This window comes from Bradyrhizobium zhengyangense (assembly GCF_022012555.1).
In the GTDB taxonomy this organism is placed as follows: domain Bacteria; phylum Pseudomonadota; class Alphaproteobacteria; order Rhizobiales; family Xanthobacteraceae; genus Bradyrhizobium; species Bradyrhizobium zhengyangense.
Window position 1 is genome coordinate 848,969 of sequence record NZ_JAKLTZ010000004.1, and the last position, 16,979, is coordinate 865,947.

At 59.6% G+C, this 16,979-nt stretch carries 16 protein-coding genes; 2 read left to right on the forward strand and 14 right to left on the reverse strand.

The features are described from left to right. Window positions 1-120: 120 nt before the first annotated feature. The 6 genes from L6639_RS19545 to L6639_RS19570 all read right to left on the reverse strand — a co-directional run bounded on the left by L6639_RS19545 (window position 121) and on the right by L6639_RS19570 (window position 5,972). Complete coding sequence (locus tag L6639_RS19545; protein ID WP_237863246.1) at window positions 121-1,095, reverse strand: GlxA family transcriptional regulator; 975 nt, start codon at window positions 1,093-1,095, stop codon at window positions 121-123. Window positions 1,096-1,286: 191 nt separating this feature from the next. Next, a complete protein-coding gene (locus L6639_RS19550; RefSeq protein ID WP_237863358.1) occupies window positions 1,287-1,700 on the reverse strand; it encodes a cupin domain-containing protein in 414 nt (137 codons plus the stop codon). 324 nt (window positions 1,701-2,024) lie between these two features. Further along, window positions 2,025-2,696, reverse strand: coding sequence for an HD domain-containing protein (locus L6639_RS19555; protein ID WP_237863247.1), 672 nt, complete (start codon window positions 2,694-2,696; stop codon window positions 2,025-2,027). A gap of 71 nt (window positions 2,697-2,767) precedes the next feature. Next, on the reverse strand, window positions 2,768-3,757 hold the full coding sequence (locus L6639_RS19560) for an NADP-dependent oxidoreductase (RefSeq protein ID WP_237863248.1): 990 nt from the start codon (window positions 3,755-3,757) through the stop codon (window positions 2,768-2,770). A gap of 1,104 nt (window positions 3,758-4,861) precedes the next feature. Beyond that, a complete protein-coding gene (locus L6639_RS19565) occupies window positions 4,862-5,053 on the reverse strand; it encodes a hypothetical protein (protein ID WP_237863249.1) in 192 nt (63 codons plus the stop codon). Between the two features lie 499 nt (window positions 5,054-5,552). Then, window positions 5,553-5,972 carry a PaaI family thioesterase gene (locus L6639_RS19570; RefSeq protein WP_237863250.1) on the reverse strand — a complete coding sequence of 140 codons (420 nt, stop codon included), beginning with the start codon at window positions 5,970-5,972 and terminating at the stop codon, window positions 5,553-5,555. A 464-nt stretch (window positions 5,973-6,436) separates the two neighbouring features. Between L6639_RS19570 and L6639_RS19575 the strand changes: the two genes are divergently transcribed. Then, entirely contained in the window at window positions 6,437-7,630 is a 1,194-nt protein-coding gene (locus L6639_RS19575; RefSeq protein ID WP_237863251.1) for an NAD(P)/FAD-dependent oxidoreductase, read from the forward strand. 179 nt (window positions 7,631-7,809) lie between these two features. On the opposite strand, the gene L6639_RS19580 is transcribed toward L6639_RS19575, so the two are convergent. Genes L6639_RS19580 through L6639_RS19605 form a run of 6 tightly spaced genes read right to left on the reverse strand, consistent with a single transcriptional unit; the run spans window position 7,810 to window position 12,374 of the window. Further along, window positions 7,810-8,511 carry a DUF4336 domain-containing protein gene (locus tag L6639_RS19580; protein WP_338076546.1) on the reverse strand — a complete coding sequence of 234 codons (702 nt, stop codon included), beginning with the start codon at window positions 8,509-8,511 and terminating at the stop codon, window positions 7,810-7,812. 18 nt (window positions 8,512-8,529) lie between these two features. Beyond that, window positions 8,530-9,690, reverse strand: a complete 1,161-nt coding sequence (locus tag L6639_RS19585) for a DUF3224 domain-containing protein (protein WP_237863252.1) — start codon at window positions 9,688-9,690, stop codon at window positions 8,530-8,532. 46 nt (window positions 9,691-9,736) lie between these two features. Then, the gene (locus tag L6639_RS19590; protein ID WP_237863253.1) at window positions 9,737-10,435 is read right to left on the reverse strand and encodes a methyltransferase family protein; all 699 of its coding nucleotides are present in this window, start codon (window positions 10,433-10,435) and stop codon (window positions 9,737-9,739) included. Window positions 10,436-10,438: 3 nt separating this feature from the next. Beyond that, window positions 10,439-10,945, reverse strand: a complete 507-nt coding sequence (locus L6639_RS19595) for a hypothetical protein (protein WP_237863254.1) — start codon at window positions 10,943-10,945, stop codon at window positions 10,439-10,441. After that, complete coding sequence (locus L6639_RS19600; RefSeq protein ID WP_237863255.1) at window positions 10,938-11,891, reverse strand: sigma-70 family RNA polymerase sigma factor; 954 nt, start codon at window positions 11,889-11,891, stop codon at window positions 10,938-10,940. The genes L6639_RS19595 and L6639_RS19600 overlap by 8 nt, the downstream gene beginning before the upstream one ends. A gap of 33 nt (window positions 11,892-11,924) precedes the next feature. Further along, on the reverse strand, window positions 11,925-12,374 hold the full coding sequence (locus L6639_RS19605) for a carboxymuconolactone decarboxylase family protein (RefSeq protein ID WP_237863256.1): 450 nt from the start codon (window positions 12,372-12,374) through the stop codon (window positions 11,925-11,927). A 664-nt stretch (window positions 12,375-13,038) separates the two neighbouring features. Between L6639_RS19605 and L6639_RS19610 the strand changes: the two genes are divergently transcribed. Next, the gene (locus L6639_RS19610) at window positions 13,039-13,452 is read left to right on the forward strand and encodes an MAPEG family protein (RefSeq protein ID WP_237863257.1); all 414 of its coding nucleotides are present in this window, start codon (window positions 13,039-13,041) and stop codon (window positions 13,450-13,452) included. Between the two features lie 632 nt (window positions 13,453-14,084). On the opposite strand, the gene L6639_RS19615 is transcribed toward L6639_RS19610, so the two are convergent. Together L6639_RS19615 and L6639_RS19620 are read right to left on the reverse strand one after the other, a co-directional pair. Continuing rightward, a complete protein-coding gene (locus tag L6639_RS19615; RefSeq protein ID WP_237863360.1) occupies window positions 14,085-14,927 on the reverse strand; it encodes a crotonase/enoyl-CoA hydratase family protein in 843 nt (280 codons plus the stop codon). 906 nt (window positions 14,928-15,833) lie between these two features. Next, window positions 15,834-16,592, reverse strand: a complete 759-nt coding sequence (locus tag L6639_RS19620) for a DUF899 domain-containing protein (protein WP_237863258.1) — start codon at window positions 16,590-16,592, stop codon at window positions 15,834-15,836. Window positions 16,593-16,979 lie beyond the last annotated feature (387 nt).

Here is a 16,979-nt window from a genome sequence, read left to right on the forward strand (position 1 = left end):
CTCCGGACAACAACCGGGATGCGACGGATCAGGACAGCCGTACGTCGTTTCCTGACAAAGGGCCGCTCGGAGCTTCAGGGCAGTAGGAGCCCGCAGTTTCGTCCTCGGATAGCTCGCGAACTATTCCGGTTCTGCTCGCCGGAAGCTGGCGCGATATTGGACAGGGGTCACGCCGAGGCGGGTGCTGAAGACAATCCTCATCCGATCCGCAGATCCGAAGCCGCAATCAAAGGCAATGGCCTTCAGCGGTCGGTCGCTTGCTTCCAGCATCATGCGCGCGGCATCTATACGGGCGCGCTCGATGAATTCGTGCGGTGTGGTCCCGGTCACCTGCCCGAAATGCCGGGCCAGATTCCGGGCGCTCATGCCGGCCACAGCGGCAAGCGACTCCAACGTGTGGCGATCCCCAATATTGGCCATGACATGGTCCTGGATGCGTGCGATTGGCGATTCCGGATCGGCAGGTGCCGTGAGATAGGGACTGAACTGCGATTGCCCGCCCTGACGCTGGGCAACGACAACCAGCCGCTTGGCGACCTTGAGCGCCGTTTCCGCGCCATGCCGCTGCCCGACGAGCGCCAGGCCCAAATCTATCCCCGCAGTCACACCAGCCGCGGTGATCAACCGTCCATCACGGACATAGATCAGATCCGGTTCAACTTTTGCCTTCGGAAACCTTGCCGCCAGCGCCTGTGCATCCTGCCAATGGGTCGTGACTCGCCGATCGTCGAGGAGGCCGGCATAGCCGAGCACAAAAGCCCCTGTGCAGATCGATCCATAGACGCTGGAGCGCCACGGCAGCTCCTTGACCCACTGAAGCAGGCAGGGTTCGGGCTCCACTTTCGGTGGCGTCGGAGTGCCGGCCACCAGAACGATGTCGAAGCCGCCCGCCGCCTCCTCGAAGGTCAGGTCGGCGACCATGCGTATGCCGTTCGACGCGCGCAGCGGATTGCGGTGAGCAGCAACCAATACCGTTTCATAGCGGTCCGCGCTGCCGAGAAATGCGTTCGCCTCACTGAACACATCCATCGGCCCAGCCACGTCTAGCGCCTGGACCCCCTCACAGACGACGATTGCGACAGCTTGTACCGGCACCTCTCTGTCTCTCCAGTCTAGCGCCCCATTATGCAACTAGTTACGGAGACTGCAAAAGGCTTGGCGCACCAGCGAAGCAACAGCGAGACGTCTACCGGTTGGCTCGCAGGCGCAGCTGCCAACCAGTAGCCCCTGCAGCTCCTCAATTGAGCATCACGGCCACAGGCGAGCTCGTCGCGCAATTTTCGTGATCACGGCCCCTTGTCTGGTGTCGTCAAGGGCCCGTTCTTGGAATCGACGACGAAGACTGCCAGTAAGCTGGCGGGCTCCTTGTCGCTGGCGTTCTCGCTGATGGTGTGATGTGAGCCGGGCATTTCGTAAAACCCTTCGCCTGCGTGATAGACCTTGGCGGGGTCATTGCCGACTTGGCTGCGGATGGCCCCGGATAACACATAGGCGTAGATAAATGCCGAGGCTGCGTGCTGATGAGCCAGCGATTTGCCTCCGGGAGGATAGTTCACCGTCACAGCAACTATTTTCTTTCCTTCGACATTCGGGAGTGCGTGCTCGAACGCGACTTTCACCTCCTCCCGCTCCTGCGCGATCGCGGGTGAAGCTCCCAAGGCGATCACTAACGCTATCAGCGGCGCGAAGGCAGCTCGCATTGCTCTCCTCACTACTTTTGCTGTCATATCTCGAGGGTTTGCCAGCGCGCCAATCCGATAGGAAAATCCACTGATCGACATCATAGCACTCCTCTTCTAACGAGCCCGCGCGAACTAGCTGGAACCAAGATGCAGGGCCGATGGCCGGCGGCGGGAAAACCGACGTGCAGGTCCCGCGCGAGGGCGGGTAAAAGCCCGGCGCTCATGGACCCCTCGGTGCCGATGGCAGAAGCGCCGAGAGTTAGCCAGATGAGAGAGGCCAGCGAGCCGGCGCCGGTAGCTTGCGCGCGATCGGGGTTGAGCTCCTGGAGCACAAGATAGGTTCTAGTCATGATTGTGAGCCTGGTGCTGGGAATCCAAGAAGGGAGAAGCAGCGATCAGGTCGCAGGCGTTGGGACTCTCGAACCCCGGGATGAAACGTTCGCAAACGGCGGCGTTGACGGTGCCATACGTGGTCGCTGGCTTGTGCGCAAAACCGGCGAAATACTCCTCAATGAAGCCTTCTTTGAAATTGGTGCGCGGGTACTTGGCGACGATTTCCTCGCGCAGCTCCGCGGGAAATTGCTCGAACCCCACTCCAATGACATCGAGAAGGACACCGGAATTGAGGAGCGCTACTTCAGGACCCATGTACTTCGGGATGCCGGGAGTGGTATGCAGCGCGATTGCTTCCCAGACGGTCTGCACCTGATCTTCAGCGATGTTGTGGGTGTTAAGAAACTGTCGGGCCGCATTTGCGCCATCGACCTCGAAGCGCTCGTCTGAGCTCGAGAACTTCTTGATCAGGCCGAGATCGTGAAATGCGGCAGCGACGTAAAGGAGTTCACGATCGAAGCGCAGATTCCTCTGACGACCCTGCTCAGCCGCGAACAGGTAGACGCGGATCGAGTGATTGAAGAGCAGATCGGTAGAATGTTCGCGCAGGATGTCTGTCGCCTCTTTCGCAAGCAAGGAATCGGGAATGACGAGAGCATTGGAGAGATTTGGGGTTGTCATGGTTGCGTCTCTTCAAGAGTTACTGTGAGGCTTGGTTGTGCGTTGCGCGCGCAACTACGAAATTGTGCTGATCAACTCGCTCCGACGTCGAGCACGATCTTTCCTTTCGGCTGAGGCCGCACGCGTTCCAGCATCAAATGAGCCTCGCGCGCATCCGCGAGGGGTAAGACTGCCCCTACGTTTGTTCGTAGTTTTCCACCATCGATGAAGCGAGCGATCTCTGTCAGGTATTGGCTCGTAACGTTGACCAGAAAGAAGGCGGCTTCAACACCGTAGCGCTTTGCAAGATCCCGATCCGGGCAGGACACTGCCGAGATCAGCTTGCCGCCGCGACGAAGGACTCGGAACGAGCGGCTTTGTGTTTCGCCGCCGACCAGATCAATCACAGCGTCCGCGTTCTGAACTTCTTCCTCGAAGCGCTGCGTCCGATAGTCGATCACCGTGTTTGCGCCGAGGTTGCCCGCGACGGAAATATCGCCCATCGATGCGGTCGCCACGGTTTGCAAACCCGCGTGACGGGCCAGTTGAACTGCGTAGGATCCGACATTGCCGGCCGCACCGTGAATGACCACCGTTTGACCCGCTTTGAGTTGGGCGCGATCAAACAACGCCTGCCATGCCGTCACGGCAACGACAGGAACGGACGCGGCTTCGAGATGGCTTAGCGAGCTTGGCTTGCTCGAGACCATTCCTGCGGAAGCCACAGCGTACTCGGCGTACGCACCGATAAACTGCGGATTCGTAACACCATAAACCTGATCTCCCACACGTAGTTCGGAAACGCCGGGCCCCATCGCGACGATTTCACCGGATAGATCCGAGCCCAAAGTGAGGGGAAGCGGTTGCGGCAAAGCGCTCTTGCCGGATCTGATCCAGCCATCCCATGGGCCAACTCCAGCGGCCGCAACTTTGACCAGGACCTCGCCAGGACCTGGCTCGGGTCGCGGCACGCGCTCGAACTTCATGACCTCTGGCGACCCAAACTCGTGCACGCGCCAGGCCATCATTGTTGAATGAGTTCGCTCTTCGTTTGCTTGAGGAACAATGCTGCTCGCGGTCATCACATCCTCCTTGCGCTCGGCGCGTCATGATTGCCGTCGACCGTTCGGGGCGATTGATGGGGACGGGCTTATCCGTATGTCGCAACGAGTCGTGCCCCGGACAACGAGCAAGATCCCGCGGATCAGGACAGCCGTACGTCGTTTCCTGACAAGGCCCGTCCGAACGTTCCCGGAGCGGTTTCGCCGTCAGATGATTCTCGATCTATTCCGATTCCACCCAGCCTAAGCTGCCGCGATGTTGGACAAGGGTGGCGCCAGGGGGCTCACCCTCAGCTGGTCCCGATCGAAGGCGTGATCGGAAGCTGCGGGCTTCAGCCGCCGGTCCCTTTTCCAGCATCATACATGCGGCATCGAAGCGCGCGGCGGATCGGATGAGGGAGCCATCAATGCCGTTGGCAGTCTGCGCTGCGAAAGCATCAAGGGCGATAAGCATCTTCGGGACAACCTCCCATCAAGGCGCATAACGACAGGATCGCCGAAACGTCGTATGACCAGATGGAGAGTCGGCTGGAGAGCGACCGGATAACCGATGAGGACGATGCTTAGGACGTCATCGCACTTTCGATTTCCGAATATCGAGTACCCTTATTCAGGAAACACTCGCGATTTTTCCCATCGCGGCTTCGGATTACTGGTCAATTGCCATCGTCTTGCGCGGATACAGCAATGCGCAGCGTGGCGCCGCGGTCCGGCTTCTCACGCAATGACCTCCCACCAAATCGTAGTTCAGCGTGGAAAAGCGTGGAAAATGGTGCCCAGGGGCGGATTGGAACCAACTCCGAAACAGATCAGCAAAATCAATGACTTACTTGCTTCCCTCGAGGAGGGCTTGTACCACCAAAATGTACAGTTGTCGACCAAGGCGGAGCACTGAGGGCGTCGGTTTTTCCGGAGGCGAATCAAGGTGCCATCGATCAGCCAATGCGGCGGCGATCATGATCTGAGAAGGCAGATCGCCGAGAGAATGCTGGAGAGCGCCGTCGCGGGAAATACGACGCTCATCGGTCGGACCGAAGTGGCGAAAGCGGCGCTGGTGGAAGCGACCAAGAGATCGGCCTAGAGGGCGGCGCGCCGCCTGGAGCGTATCCCATCGGTTCGGCGGCTCTATTCCCGCGCAGCGATCTCTGCGACCGCCTCCGGATCGATCGTCTTTCCGGAAAGGTCCTTGATCAGGATGCCGCCACCGGATTCGGCGAGTTCGCGGGCCTTGGCAAGAGCCTCGTTCGTGGAGCCCACCACGACACCAACCGCCCCACCGCCACCGCTCTTCGAATACACTTGGTACGCGTCGCCCATCAGCCCCTCGCCGGGCAACGTACCGGGACCGGGTTCGGGGTCGACTAGTACAATCGAGCCACAGCACGCAGGTGGCGCCGTCTGCCGTCCAGCTACGGGGCGAGATGCCCCGGGGCGGCCCAGGAGTTCGTCCAACAGCCGCTGCTCTCGGGCTCGCAGTAGGATTGGGGCCCGATTCATTAAAACTGCAGCAAAAACAGTCGCTTACATCTGCACCTAGTCTGACGCGTGTACCACTGGACTGTGGCAAGGGCAGCGAGAATGCACCTGGAAGAGCGGCTTCCGTTCACGTTCGTTTCGCCCAATTTGTTGCGATTTCATTGCTTCATTCCTCGACGAGAACGACAGCCGGCGACAGATTGCCTGGTGAGCTAGGACTGGCTCTCGTTTCGGTCGGGCGGACGATTTCTCATCTGCCCTCAGCGTCTTGATTTCAGCCTACGAACTATACTGAGCGGCCTCCGCAGCTGCGTTGAGACTCGCTTGACCTCAGTGGTAACTAGCCTACCGCGATTAAAAGCGTTTCGCCGGTCGCAACCAGCGACCGGTTGCCAGAATCATCCTCAGCAAAGAGCTCGGCCCTGGAAAAGATCTGCTTACGTCCGGCACGAACCGTCACGCCTGTCGCGACAAAACCGCGACCGACTGCAGGCCTCAGACAGTTCATGGAGAAATGCGATGCAGTCACGGCCCCGACGAGAGTCGCGGCCGCAAACCCGCACGCCGTGTCGAGCAACGCAGCGATCATCCCAGCATGAAGATGGCCGGCATATTGTGTGCCATCATCGCTCCAGGGCATTCGGAGCTCCGCATTTCCGTCGGCAGCTGAAACGACTTCGAACCCGAAACGACGGTTGAAGTTCGCGGCAGCGTTTGCAGCAGCGAGTTGTTGCAGGTTCATTGGTTGGCTGTTTGTCATCCGCGGCTCCTCTTTTGGCGAACAATCTCTCGGGGACCGAACTGACGAGCTGGTTACGATCGGTTCGCCGAGAGGGCTTCTGCTCAGCGCTTCGCCGAGAAAATCTGCTGGTCTTGACGTCGAGCGCGGGTCTTTACTCCGCGCCGCGACACGATCGCCGGCAGCGGTCGTCCCGCTGGCTCTTCTCAAGACGACCTGAAGCCCTCCGCCGTGACATGCACGCGCAATTACCCAATTTGCAAATCTGCGCTGGCAGCAGCCCCCACTGCCCTACTCGCCGAGAGTTCGAATCAGGTTCTTATCCATTTTTTCCCGCCCATGGACGGTGTCGTGCCTTCACGCATCAGCAGACCGTGGCGCCGAGACGGTCAGAGTCGATTCCCCAGATGCAATGTCACAAGGAGTCGGTCCATTTCGTCCTGTCTTGATAGCACGAGATTTCTGAGGTCAGGAAAGGAGCGAGCATGTCGAGGAATATTCTTGTCATTGGCGGCGGCTTTGCCGGGTTTTGGGCGGCGATCGCCGCCCGGCGCGTTGCTAAATCGGCGGCGGATATCACTGTCGTCTCAAGGGAGCCACGGCTCGAGATAAGGCCGAGGCTGTACGAAGCCAGGCCAGACACTCTCGCGGTCGACGTTCTTCCGTACCTGGACAAAGTCGATGTGAACTTCGTCCGCGGGGAAGCAGCCGGGCTGGACACAACCGGGAAGATCGTATCGCTCGATGATGGCACCCGCCTCACTTACGATCGCCTGATCGTCGCCACAGGCAGCCGCATCTGTCGTCCGCCGGTGCCCGGTGCCGCGGAGGCCTATTCAGTCGACACCCAAACGGAAGCGATCACTTTCGATCGACGCCTGAAGGAGCTCGCCAGCGACACGAGAGAACCCACTATCGCCGTTGTCGGCGCTGGCTTCACAGGCATCGAACTATCGCTCGAGCTGCGGGATCGACTCGTGGCGCACGGCGCAGCGGAGGCAGCGGAACGGTTGCGGATCGTCTTGATCGACCGGTCGAACGTGGTCGGACCCGAGCTTGGGCCTGGGCCGCGTTCGGAGATCGAACGTGCTTTGCAGTCTGCTCGCATCGAGCTCCGACTTGACGCGACGATCACAGGACTTGCGTCAAATCTTGTGAGATTCGCGGATGGCAGCGTGCTTTCCGCTGATGCCGTCGTGCTCGCGACGGGTATGAGAGCCTCGTCTTTCGCAGCCAAGGTTCCGGGCGAGCGAGATGAGCTCGGCCGGGTCATCGTCGACGCGGAGCTCAGGGCCCCCGCCGCGCCGGGCGTCTTCGTTGCCGGCGATGCTGCGGCAGCCGACACTGGAGATGGGCATCGGGCTCTGCAATCTTGCCAGCACGCCTTGCAGATCGGGCGCGTTGCCGGCGAGAACGCCGCGCGGGACCTGCTTGGGATGCCTGCTGTGCCGTATTCTCAATTGAACTATGTCACCTGTCTGGACCTCGGTCGATGGGGCGCCGTCAGGACCCAGGGTTGGGATCGACGAGTTGAGTTGACCGGCGCTGAAGGCAAGGCATTGAAGCGAAAAATCAATACGAAGCTAATCTATCCACCAGCCGACGGTGGGGCTGAAGCTCTGCTTGCGAGTTCGACCATCGACATCGTCAAACGATACGCGATCGACGGGTCGCGATAGGTTGCGGATGATTTCAAAGCCGAAATCCAGCCACGCAGATCACAGCCATAAAGAGGCCGCCAATCGAGGCGGCCTCATTTATTAGCCACTGCATCCTGAAAGCATTCTTCATGCTTGCAATAGCGGCGGTCGCGGTCATTTGCGCGCGACGGGCGGCAGTGCGGGTGGCGACATCGCCTTCAACCCATCCACGAAAGTGACTGCGCGAGGAACGTAGATCCGCCGTGCCGCTGCCACTGCCCGTGCGCCATCACGACAACCTCTGGCCGCCAGTTCAGCACCTTCTCACGCGCCTTGCACGCCGACCGACGGTCGAGAAACGATAGACGGACATCGAGCGGCGCACGAGCACCGCTAAGTGCAGTGATGCCCAACAGCCGCGCTAGATATCGTTGCCAGGGCTTCCATTTCATCCTGAGGTAATCCTCGTCAAAGGCCTGAACGAGGTCGCCGAAAATCGCCGTGCCGGATGCTCTATGGAAGAATGCGACCTCGTCCAGCAACGGCGAGCCGCGAAACCAGGCTTGATCGATGTCACGGCTCCAGGCGGCCGGCGGCTCATCAGTCAGCTCAGGTTCAAAGATCAGGTCGGGTCGCTTGCCGATCGTTGACGCTGGGCCCCAAAGATGTGCTTGCGGGAAGCATTCCTGCCACTGCGACAGGAAGAGGTGGTGAAGCTTGTTCGGGCTGACGATATGCTGCACGGGACCGAGGCAGGCCAGGACCGCGCGCAGCTCTTCGTTGAGGTCGATCGGCGACCAGACCCAGAGGCCACCACCCGATAGTCTGACGGTTACCATTCGGGTGGGATACGGAAAGCCGTGGAAGCTTACGTCCGGCCCGTCCGCTAGCCAGATCCTGTCCGCTATCGATTGGAGCATCGTTGTCTCGCCGGAGTATCAAGACGTGGGCGGGGCCTCGAGCCAGTACGTCAAGGACGTGCTGGCACGCCATCCCGTGGGGGACCTCTCGTCCTTCTCAGCCGAGAACTCTGCGTAGCCGTTCAGTCCTTCGAGTTCTCCTGTTCCTGAACTGTCCACGATCTCCCAACGGCCGCGGACGACCGAGCCCGCTTCCATGGCTCCCTCGGCCTTGAGCAGGAATGATCCCGTCAGGATCCCGATTGAGCCGGCAATGCGCTCGTAGCAGATTAGAGTGCCCGTGCCGTCGGGACGTTCGAGCCTCAGATGCGTGGCCCTCCCTTCGCCGGCGATGCCGCCGACAAACTTTTCCACCAGGCGCGTTTCGACGATGGCAAGGCCGCTCGCGTCCGTCTCGTTGAGGACGGACCTCTCGTATTTTTCCACCTCTACGTTGCTCTCCACCATGCGAGGCTCATACCTCGCCTCTCCGTGAGCCGCCAAGGCGCCGCCGTGAGAAACCGGAGCGAATCGCAAAACGCTTTCAAGAGCAATCGCCGCTTCCCACGCCCTCACCGTCGAGTATTCGGCGAGCACACGCAAAGCCTCGTGCATCTCGGCCACGGTGATGCCTGCCTGAAGGGCCATGCACGCATGCGCAGCAAAAACCTGTCCGAGAGTTCCGCTCACGACATCGATAGTTAAACTAGCAAACAGTCGCTCGCGGTGGCCAAGGCTAGGTCGTGCCCAAAGCTCAGACGATTGTCGTTCGATAGCCGAGGCAAGCTTGGGATCGACGGATCGGAGAACTCGAAGAGCATGTGCCGGATACGGCGTTGCCGGATGAGGCGACGGAGCGCGTGCTGCATGGCTGTCGGGGTTGTGGCCGAGCTCTGCAACGACGACTGCCAGTCGCTCGAACGCCCGCGAGGTTGGATTAAGACCGGCCGCTGGCGCGACATGACGCAAAAGCTCGCGCAGGTCTTCAACGGACATATCGGCCTTGCTTAAGGCCATGGCGACATGCAGCTCGAATGGCAGACCAAGCTCGCGCACCGCAATATCTCCCGCAAGAAGCAGACAGGTCTTTTCGCGCATCGAGAGCTGTGACGGCGACCAGATGCCACGGGCGGCCTCAAGCCCCATGGATCCGAAAACAGGATCAAGCCTCAGGACGCGATCGGGGGACACTAACTCCATGATGCACTCCTTTTCGTTGATGTCGTGGTCACTGCACCGAGCTCCGTCAATAAATGCCAGGCAAGAGACGAGCCGTGCGGGCTCGATAACTACGGTACTGCTCGCCAAACGCGTCGATCAGCAGTGCTTCTTCGGCATTCATCCGCCCGACCACCGGCATGATTGTCGCGGCTGCCAACAAAACGCCCGCCATTGAGCGGAAGGCAAGGGCCCAGCCGAGGACACATAGGAGCATGCCGAGATAACTCGGATGACGTATCCGGCGATACGGCCCGGTGGTAACGAGGCGATGTTCTGGCTGAATCGCGACAAGTCCACTGAAGCGATTGCCAAGTACGAATACGGGCCAGAGCCTCAGCACTCCGCCCGTCGTGTAAACAACGACGCCGCACCAGCGCGTTGTGTCGCCGTCAATCGTCCCCCAGTCTAATCGGTCCGTGAAAGCCGGTAGCCAGCCGATGAGAATGCCGAGAGCCGCGAAGGCGGCCAGAACCCAGCGGTTCGACCGATCCTCACGAACGCCCGAGCTCAGATTTCCGGCGGTAAACATGGCTGCAACCGTCAGCACGACCGTAACCACTGTCAGCGCCGTCAGTGGTGCATGAGCAAAGAACGGGCGCAGCCCACCCCACCCGAGGATGGCCAAGCTGATAAACGCAGCTGTCCCCAACGCCGCCGTGATGACAAGGGATTGCGAGGGCATGTAGCCGATCTGGATCTGCTGTGAGGACCATCGATCTTGCATCTGTCAGACTTTCCTCGAAGCTTGGTCGTTCCCGCGGACACCGGACAGGACTGCGCAGAGCACCAGCACCAACGCCAACAATGTCAGCGCCGCACTCACGGCATGCGCATATTCCCACTGCTGCCGAACTAGGCCGAGATTTGCCGGCATCTCTGTCCAATTCCGTGTGAGAGCGTTCATCGGATAGATGAAGCACCAGAAAATGACCTGGGTACCAATGAGCAAGCCAAGCGCCCCCAGCGAAAGCCAGCGCGCGACGGGAATGTCCCACATTGCGATCGCATGGCCGAGCGTGCAGCCGACCGCGATGACGATCGCGATGCCGAAGAACGCCCAACCATCATAGGCCCTTTGCATCGTCATGTAGTCGACCGATGACATCCTCGATTTGTTGAACATCTCAAAGAAGTGGGCGCCTTCCGGGACGAGGTAGATTGCGACGGAGACGACAGTGGCAATTCGCAGTACGTCGGCCCAATATCGCTTTTGGCCAGCAGCGTGCTCAAGCATCGGAGAGCCCTGATCCGAGACCGCCAGCGAGCGCCTGGTCGAAGACATGCTTCAGCTTGTCTGGATTACGAACGACATAAACCATGTCGATCTTGTCGCTGGCAATCTCGATAGCGATGGTAAAGAGTTCTCCATTTGCGAGAGTTGCCACGCATCCGTGGAGCCCGTTGATTATCGCCGGCCGCAGCTCGACGACAGGCTCCGCGCGCTTGCGCGCCAGCCCCGCGAGAAGCGCGAGAATCCTGGCGCGTCCGACGATTGGGTTGAGAGCGGCTCGCCGTTTGCCGCCGCCGTCGGTGTACAACACCGCGTCCTCGGAGAGGACGCTCGCCAGGCCGTCGACATTGCCGGTTCGATAGGCTGTCATGAAGGCCTGGAGAATCTTATTCCCTTTGTCAGGTTGAACCTGAAACCGCGGTCGCGAGTCTCGGATATGGGCCCGCGCCCGCGCCGCCAATTGGCGGCAAGTTGCCACATTGCGTCCGAGCAGGCGCGCCACTTCCTCGAATTCGACATCAAAGACGTCATGCAACAGGAAGGCTGCCCGCTCGAGGGGAGAAAGCCGTTCCAGGGCCAACATCAATCCGACGGACAGATCGGTTGCATAGTCGCTTGCCGTCTCCGCGGCCAAACTCTCGGCATCCAGCACAGGCTCTGGCAACCATGGGCCGACATAGGTTTCCCGCTTAACGCGGGCGGATTTCATCTGATCAAGACAGATGCGGGTGACGACCTTGGCAAGGAACGCTCGTGGCGATTCGACTCTCGCCTTGTCCGTTCCATGCCATCGAAGGTAGGCCTCCTGCACGGCATCCTCGGCTTCGGTCAGCGAGCCAAGCATGCGATACGCCAGGCCGGTCAGATAGCGGCGGTGTCTTTCAAACTGGTCTGCGGCCCTGTACCCGCTCTCTGCGGGCAATCTGTGGTCCTGTAAGGCATCCCTCATGGTACACCTCCGAGAAAGCGGCTAAGCTGAAAGTCAGCTGGCCTGGCGTTCGCCCGGATGTTCGGCGCGAGCTCCTATGGCAAGGCGATTGAAGCCATTGATGAGCGCGATCGCAACGGAGAGCGCGATGATCTCATCCTGCGAGAAGCGCCGCTGCAGTTCTTCAAACACTTCATCCGGGGCATGGGTTTCCGCAATCCGCGTCAAACTTTCGGTCCACGCTAGCGCCACCCGCTCCCGATCTGAGAACAGCGCCGACTCGCGCCAGGCGTCCAATAGGAGCAGCCGGGTAGGACTTTCGCCGTGCTTGAACGCCTCGCCGCTGTGCATGTGCAGACAGAAATTGCACCCGTTTAATTGCGAAGCTCTCACCTTGACCAGTGCGAGAAGCTTTGAATTAAGATGGCCCGCCGCCCATCGATCGGCGACGCGCATGGCCTCAATGCCCTCATTCGGGATTGCAAGATTGATGCGTGGTGTCACTTGGCGACCTCCTCGACTGTCTCATGATAGAGACGACAGACGGGCGTGGATCGTGACATGTGCATTGGTTGCAAAGAAACAATGCTGCCTTGCAAAACGTTCCGAGCTCGTGCGGATTGCCAGCCCCGGTTCGACCTTTCCGGCAGCACCTTCATTTGCCAACGTCGCCAGCGAAGCACGATTGCAACCACCGCTATCACCGGCACGCGAAGCCCCCATAACCAGACGACATGTTGAGCCCAATTGGCGATGCCGTGGGAAGCTTGAGTTAAGTCCGCAAAAGGCAGCAGACTTTCGCCTTGAGAGACGCCCCTGTGTCCTCGGTCTCCAGGGGAGCTGAGAGAGCGTACTTCTCAGGTTCGCCAACCTCATAAAAAAAATGCGTAGGCGTGTCACATCACCGCCACCGCCTCGTCAGTGTTTTGACGGATGGTGAGACAGGTCGCAGCTGTGACAGCAGTCAAATATTTGTCGCGGCTCATCCGAAACGCCAAGCCGGCGGCAGTTAGAACTCGGACATATTCACCTCGAACGTTATGGCCAGGGTTGGAGAGAGGCGTGCGCGAAGTCGTCGGGGCGGTCAGGTTGGCCACTCAATCTAAACCACGCAGATTGCTCGCCCGTGTACCTCATGCGTTTCTGTCGTAAACCGCGGAGCCCCCGTATGGCAGCTTACTCGTTTAGTGTTATCGGAGTGCTTGTCCTCTGCCTTTTGTCTATTCTGCTGGCGATCCATTCAGGATCATCCAAAGGAAGAGCGGGCGCACTCTCCGGACCTGTTCTGCCGGCCGATGACGACAACTTGCTGTACCGGATTGATCGCGTCCACATGAATGCGGTGGAGGCGCTGCCGCCATTTGTCGTCGCATCAGTCTTGGCCATGATGGTGCGAGTTAGCGCCGGTGCGCTTGCAACGCTCGTATGGGTCTATGTCGCAATTCGTTTGATCCACGTCGTGGTCTATTTGCGCGGCGGCAAGGCAGCCAAAGGCGGCAACATCAGAACCATTCTCTACGTTTCCGGAGCGCTCGTTAATGTTGTTCTCATCGCCACCACCGCCGTCGCGACCATCCGTTGACCTCTCATCGGCGCCTCGTTCCGGACATTCGCGACCACGTGCCCTTCTATGTTTATTTCCATGAGATGCCGTTGGTGTGGATCATTCCCGTTCGCCAACGACCGCTTGAATCCAGCCACTCCGATGACCGATCTTTCCTTAATTGGCGGGCCGCTTCGGTGACTCCACGCCAAGGAACGCCGTGTGCAGGTCCGACCGGGACGGAGCAAGATCTGCGCGCCTTGGTCCACGTTGAGTTGGGGGCTCTTGCTCCGAGACAAATGCCAAGCCGGGTTCTGCTGCTCATCCGATCCCTTCGAGGAGGCGTTGGCAGACGGGCGCCCCAGATTGACCCAATGCATCCGCCGAGGCTCCCATGTAGGTCGGCGCGCCGAATTCGATGGCCTCACTAACTTCGAGGTCCGCTACCGCTGCTGCGCTTCGGTGACGCAAGCAGCGCGTCGAGGCCTCGAACTTCTGCATCTCCGTCTCTGTGATGGACGACGGCGCCCTTGATTTGTCGATTCCATGACTGTCGCCTCTTCCCGGACCTGGCTTCAACAGCGCCGCCTATCGCCACTGCGACGTGCTTCGGCGAATCCGGCGGCGAAGCGATCAGGTCGCCGATTCCGGGCACGGCCGCGTTGCGTGATCTATTGACCTAGTGGAGCATCGTGCGGCGCGACCACAGCTTCAGGATCTGCAAATTTCGCTCCCCGGCCCGCCACGTTCGCTGCGACAGCCTCGATGTGATCTGGGGAACCGATCAGGGCGTGTTGCTCCCGTCTCTCGCTCGCAAGACCCACACCCGCATCACAGGCAATGGCTTCGTTCAAGAGCCGCTTCACGGCGCGAATCGCGGACGGACTCCTGGCGGCGATCTCATGCGCGGTCTTCATCGCTTCTGCATGTGGATCGTCGACCACACGCGTCACCAGCCTGTGAGAAAGAGCCTCCTCGGCACTGAAGATCCGCCCGGTGTAGGTCAGCTCCCTGACGACATCTTCCGCAGCAAGGTGACGCATCAGCTGCGTGCCCGACATGTCCGGTACGAGGCCCCATTTCGACTCAAGCACTGCCAGTTTGGTTCCCGGGGCGACGTAGCGAATGTCCGCACCGAGGGCGATCTGAAAGCCGCCACCGAAGGCCAAGCCATGAACCGCCGCTATCACCGGCACGGGAAGCTGCCGCCATAACCAGACGACATGTTGAGCCCAATTGGCAATGCCGTGGGAAGCTTGAGTCAAATCCGCAAAAGGCAGCAGACTTTCGCCTCGCGAGATTGCATCGAGCCGTTCGACATCCAGGCCAGCGCAGAAGGCGCAGCCTTCGCCGGATAAAACGACTGCCCGAACTCCCGTGTGACCCCTGAGCCGCTCACCCGCCTCCGCAAATGCCTTGAACATTGGGGGATCCAGAGCATTCATCTTTTCGGGACGATTCAGGCGCACGTCAGCAACACTCGCTTCTAGAGTGATGGTCACACGACCGTCTATCATTCTCGCACCTCAGCGAACACTCATTTCAAGCCGACTTCGATGGCCTGATCGATAGCAACAAGGGGGACCGCTCCTGCAAACCAGTTCCGCCCCCTTGAGAACATCTCACCAAAGAGTCTTCTTTCGACTGCTGTCACAACTGCGACCCGTCTCATCCGTCAAAATACTGACGACGTGGGTGGGGGTGATGTGACACGCCTGCGCAATTTTTTTTCCAGGGACGCCGTTGTCGGCCTCGGTGGGCGGGCTGACAGACTTTTTCGCCCGCTGTGCCTAAGGAAGAGCTGATCAGCTATGTCGGCGAGCGCGAGCAGCCCTAGCGCGTGTTGATTCCCCGTAACGCACCCTACGTGCTCGCGATGTCTTAGGAAGTCTCATGGGTTGACCTCGCGCTAGCTTTCACTTCGATAACGATCACCGCAAAGCCGCGGCCTGCATCGCTTCTGCCACCAGTTTGACTACCGATTTTTGCGCGCCATGCGAGAGCTTGCCGATTTAGAACACGCTACCTATTTTTGCGACGTGCTTCGCGATTTCTTCGGTCGACTTTCGCCATTTGCGAGCCACACGCTGCATCCGTGATGTCGGAATGATCACTCCTCGCTTGGTGGTCGAGCCCGAGCCAACAATTGTCCTCATAGAACTCTTCTGCCCCGAGCACAGAATTCACGATCGAAATGATCGCCCCTTTCGCTTGGCATCCTCAAGACATGCGGATAGGAGAGCTGACCCAATTCCGGTGCGTCATCTGCGGCTTTGATCGCACTATGGACAGCGACCATGAGCGAGGCCGAGGTGGCGATGAAGCTGGCTGCGGCGACCGCGGGCCGGAGCGGACGTCTCCGCAGGGATCGTAGTCGGCAATCTCCGCAGCGTGTCGGCCGGTGAGGTGGCTGGAAACTTTCAATGACAGCCAGGCACCGCGCCGCGCGATCGCCCGATTGTCCGGACGTCCCGGCCATCCTCGCTAAGTCGGCTGTGACCGTCGTCGAACTGATGCCGGCCGTTGGGCGTGAGGTCGAGCCACATGAAGGCACCCATCAGATTTTCAATTCCACGGGAATACGCCGAATAGGTGTGGAAGATCTCGCCGGTCTCGCTTTTGACGAATATGCTGGCACCCATCATATCTTCGCTGCTCTTGAGCGGGATCGTGTCGTAGTTGAACTTCGCTGTGCCAGCGGCCAAATCCTCCTTTTTAAATGACACCCCGAAATCATAGTTGAAGTCACTGCCATAGGATGACACCCACGGAAAGGACCAGCCTAAAGCGCGTTTCACTTGCTCGATTTGCTCGATTGGTGCGCGTGAAATCACGGCAAATGACAGGTCGGCATCGTCGAAGTGCTTCCGCGCGGCGTCGAAATGATCGGCGACGAACGAGCACCCTTTGCAAACGTGATCGGAGCCGGGGGTCAGCATGAAATGATAGACGGAGAGTTGGCCGCGACCAGCGAACAGATCGGCAAGCGTGCACTTGCCATCCGGTCCATTGAAGACGTAGGGCTTCTCAATTTTAACCCAAGGCAACTGGCGGCGCTTTTTTCTGAGTTCGTCGAGTTTGTGCGTAATCTCCTTCTCTTCGGCGAAAAGTGCCTTGCGCGCGGAAAGCCATTCTTCACGCGAGACGATTCTCGGTGGTAAGAGGGTGCCTGCCGCCATAACTAGAACTCCTCTGATCTGGTTCTAAACGTGAGCCCGCGAAGGCCGGTTCCTTGCTTGACCAGCAACTATAAGATCTTCGAAAACCATTCGAGAGAGACGATCTCGTCAAGCACATCGAGCCGATGTGCGGGCGAGTTGAAAGGAGAGCAATTGAGTAGGTTGGGTGTGTTTCTATCCTGGATGTTCATGAAAGTCGTCCAGGATGCCATGGAGGACAGAGACTTTCGGCCCGATCGCAGGCAGTCGGGGACGGCACGGCCTTTTCCGCCTTGGCGCCTTCGTGGCGGCCCGGGCAGCCTGCGATTGGGTCGAGCGCGCACCAAATATCTGGTTTTCGCGTCGTTCGGACGCAAGTGGTCGACACTGATCCGGGCGGCCCGAAGG

What these genes read in the sequence shown, in the direction of transcription:
- L6639_RS19595 (WP_237863254.1), bottom strand. Translation starts at nt 10,945, where the DNA reads ATGCTTGAGCACGCTGCTGGCCAAAAGCGATATTGGGCCGACGTACTG.
- L6639_RS19590 (WP_237863253.1), bottom strand. Translation starts at nt 10,435, where the DNA reads ATGCAAGATCGATGGTCCTCACAGCAGATCCAGATCGGCTACATGCCC.
- L6639_RS19585 (WP_237863252.1), bottom strand. Translation starts at nt 9,690, where the DNA reads ATGGAGTTAGTGTCCCCCGATCGCGTCCTGAGGCTTGATCCTGTTTTC.
- L6639_RS19550 (WP_237863358.1), bottom strand. Translation starts at nt 1,700, where the DNA reads ATGCGAGCTGCCTTCGCGCCGCTGATAGCGTTAGTGATCGCCTTGGGA.
- L6639_RS19600 (WP_237863255.1), bottom strand. Translation starts at nt 11,891, where the DNA reads ATGAGGGATGCCTTACAGGACCACAGATTGCCCGCAGAGAGCGGGTAC.
- L6639_RS19575 (WP_237863251.1), top strand. Translation starts at nt 6,437, where the DNA reads ATGTCGAGGAATATTCTTGTCATTGGCGGCGGCTTTGCCGGGTTTTGG.
- L6639_RS19560 (WP_237863248.1), bottom strand. Translation starts at nt 3,757, where the DNA reads ATGACCGCGAGCAGCATTGTTCCTCAAGCAAACGAAGAGCGAACTCAT.
- L6639_RS19580 (WP_338076546.1), bottom strand. Translation starts at nt 8,511, where the DNA reads ATGCTCCAATCGATAGCGGACAGGATCTGGCTAGCGGACGGGCCGGAC.
- L6639_RS19565 (WP_237863249.1), bottom strand. Translation starts at nt 5,053, where the DNA reads ATGGGCGACGCGTACCAAGTGTATTCGAAGAGCGGTGGCGGTGGGGCG.
- L6639_RS19610 (WP_237863257.1), top strand. Translation starts at nt 13,039, where the DNA reads ATGGCAGCTTACTCGTTTAGTGTTATCGGAGTGCTTGTCCTCTGCCTT.
- L6639_RS19570 (WP_237863250.1), bottom strand. Translation starts at nt 5,972, where the DNA reads ATGACAAACAGCCAACCAATGAACCTGCAACAACTCGCTGCTGCAAAC.
- L6639_RS19620 (WP_237863258.1), bottom strand. Translation starts at nt 16,592, where the DNA reads ATGGCGGCAGGCACCCTCTTACCACCGAGAATCGTCTCGCGTGAAGAA.
- L6639_RS19555 (WP_237863247.1), bottom strand. Translation starts at nt 2,696, where the DNA reads ATGACAACCCCAAATCTCTCCAATGCTCTCGTCATTCCCGATTCCTTG.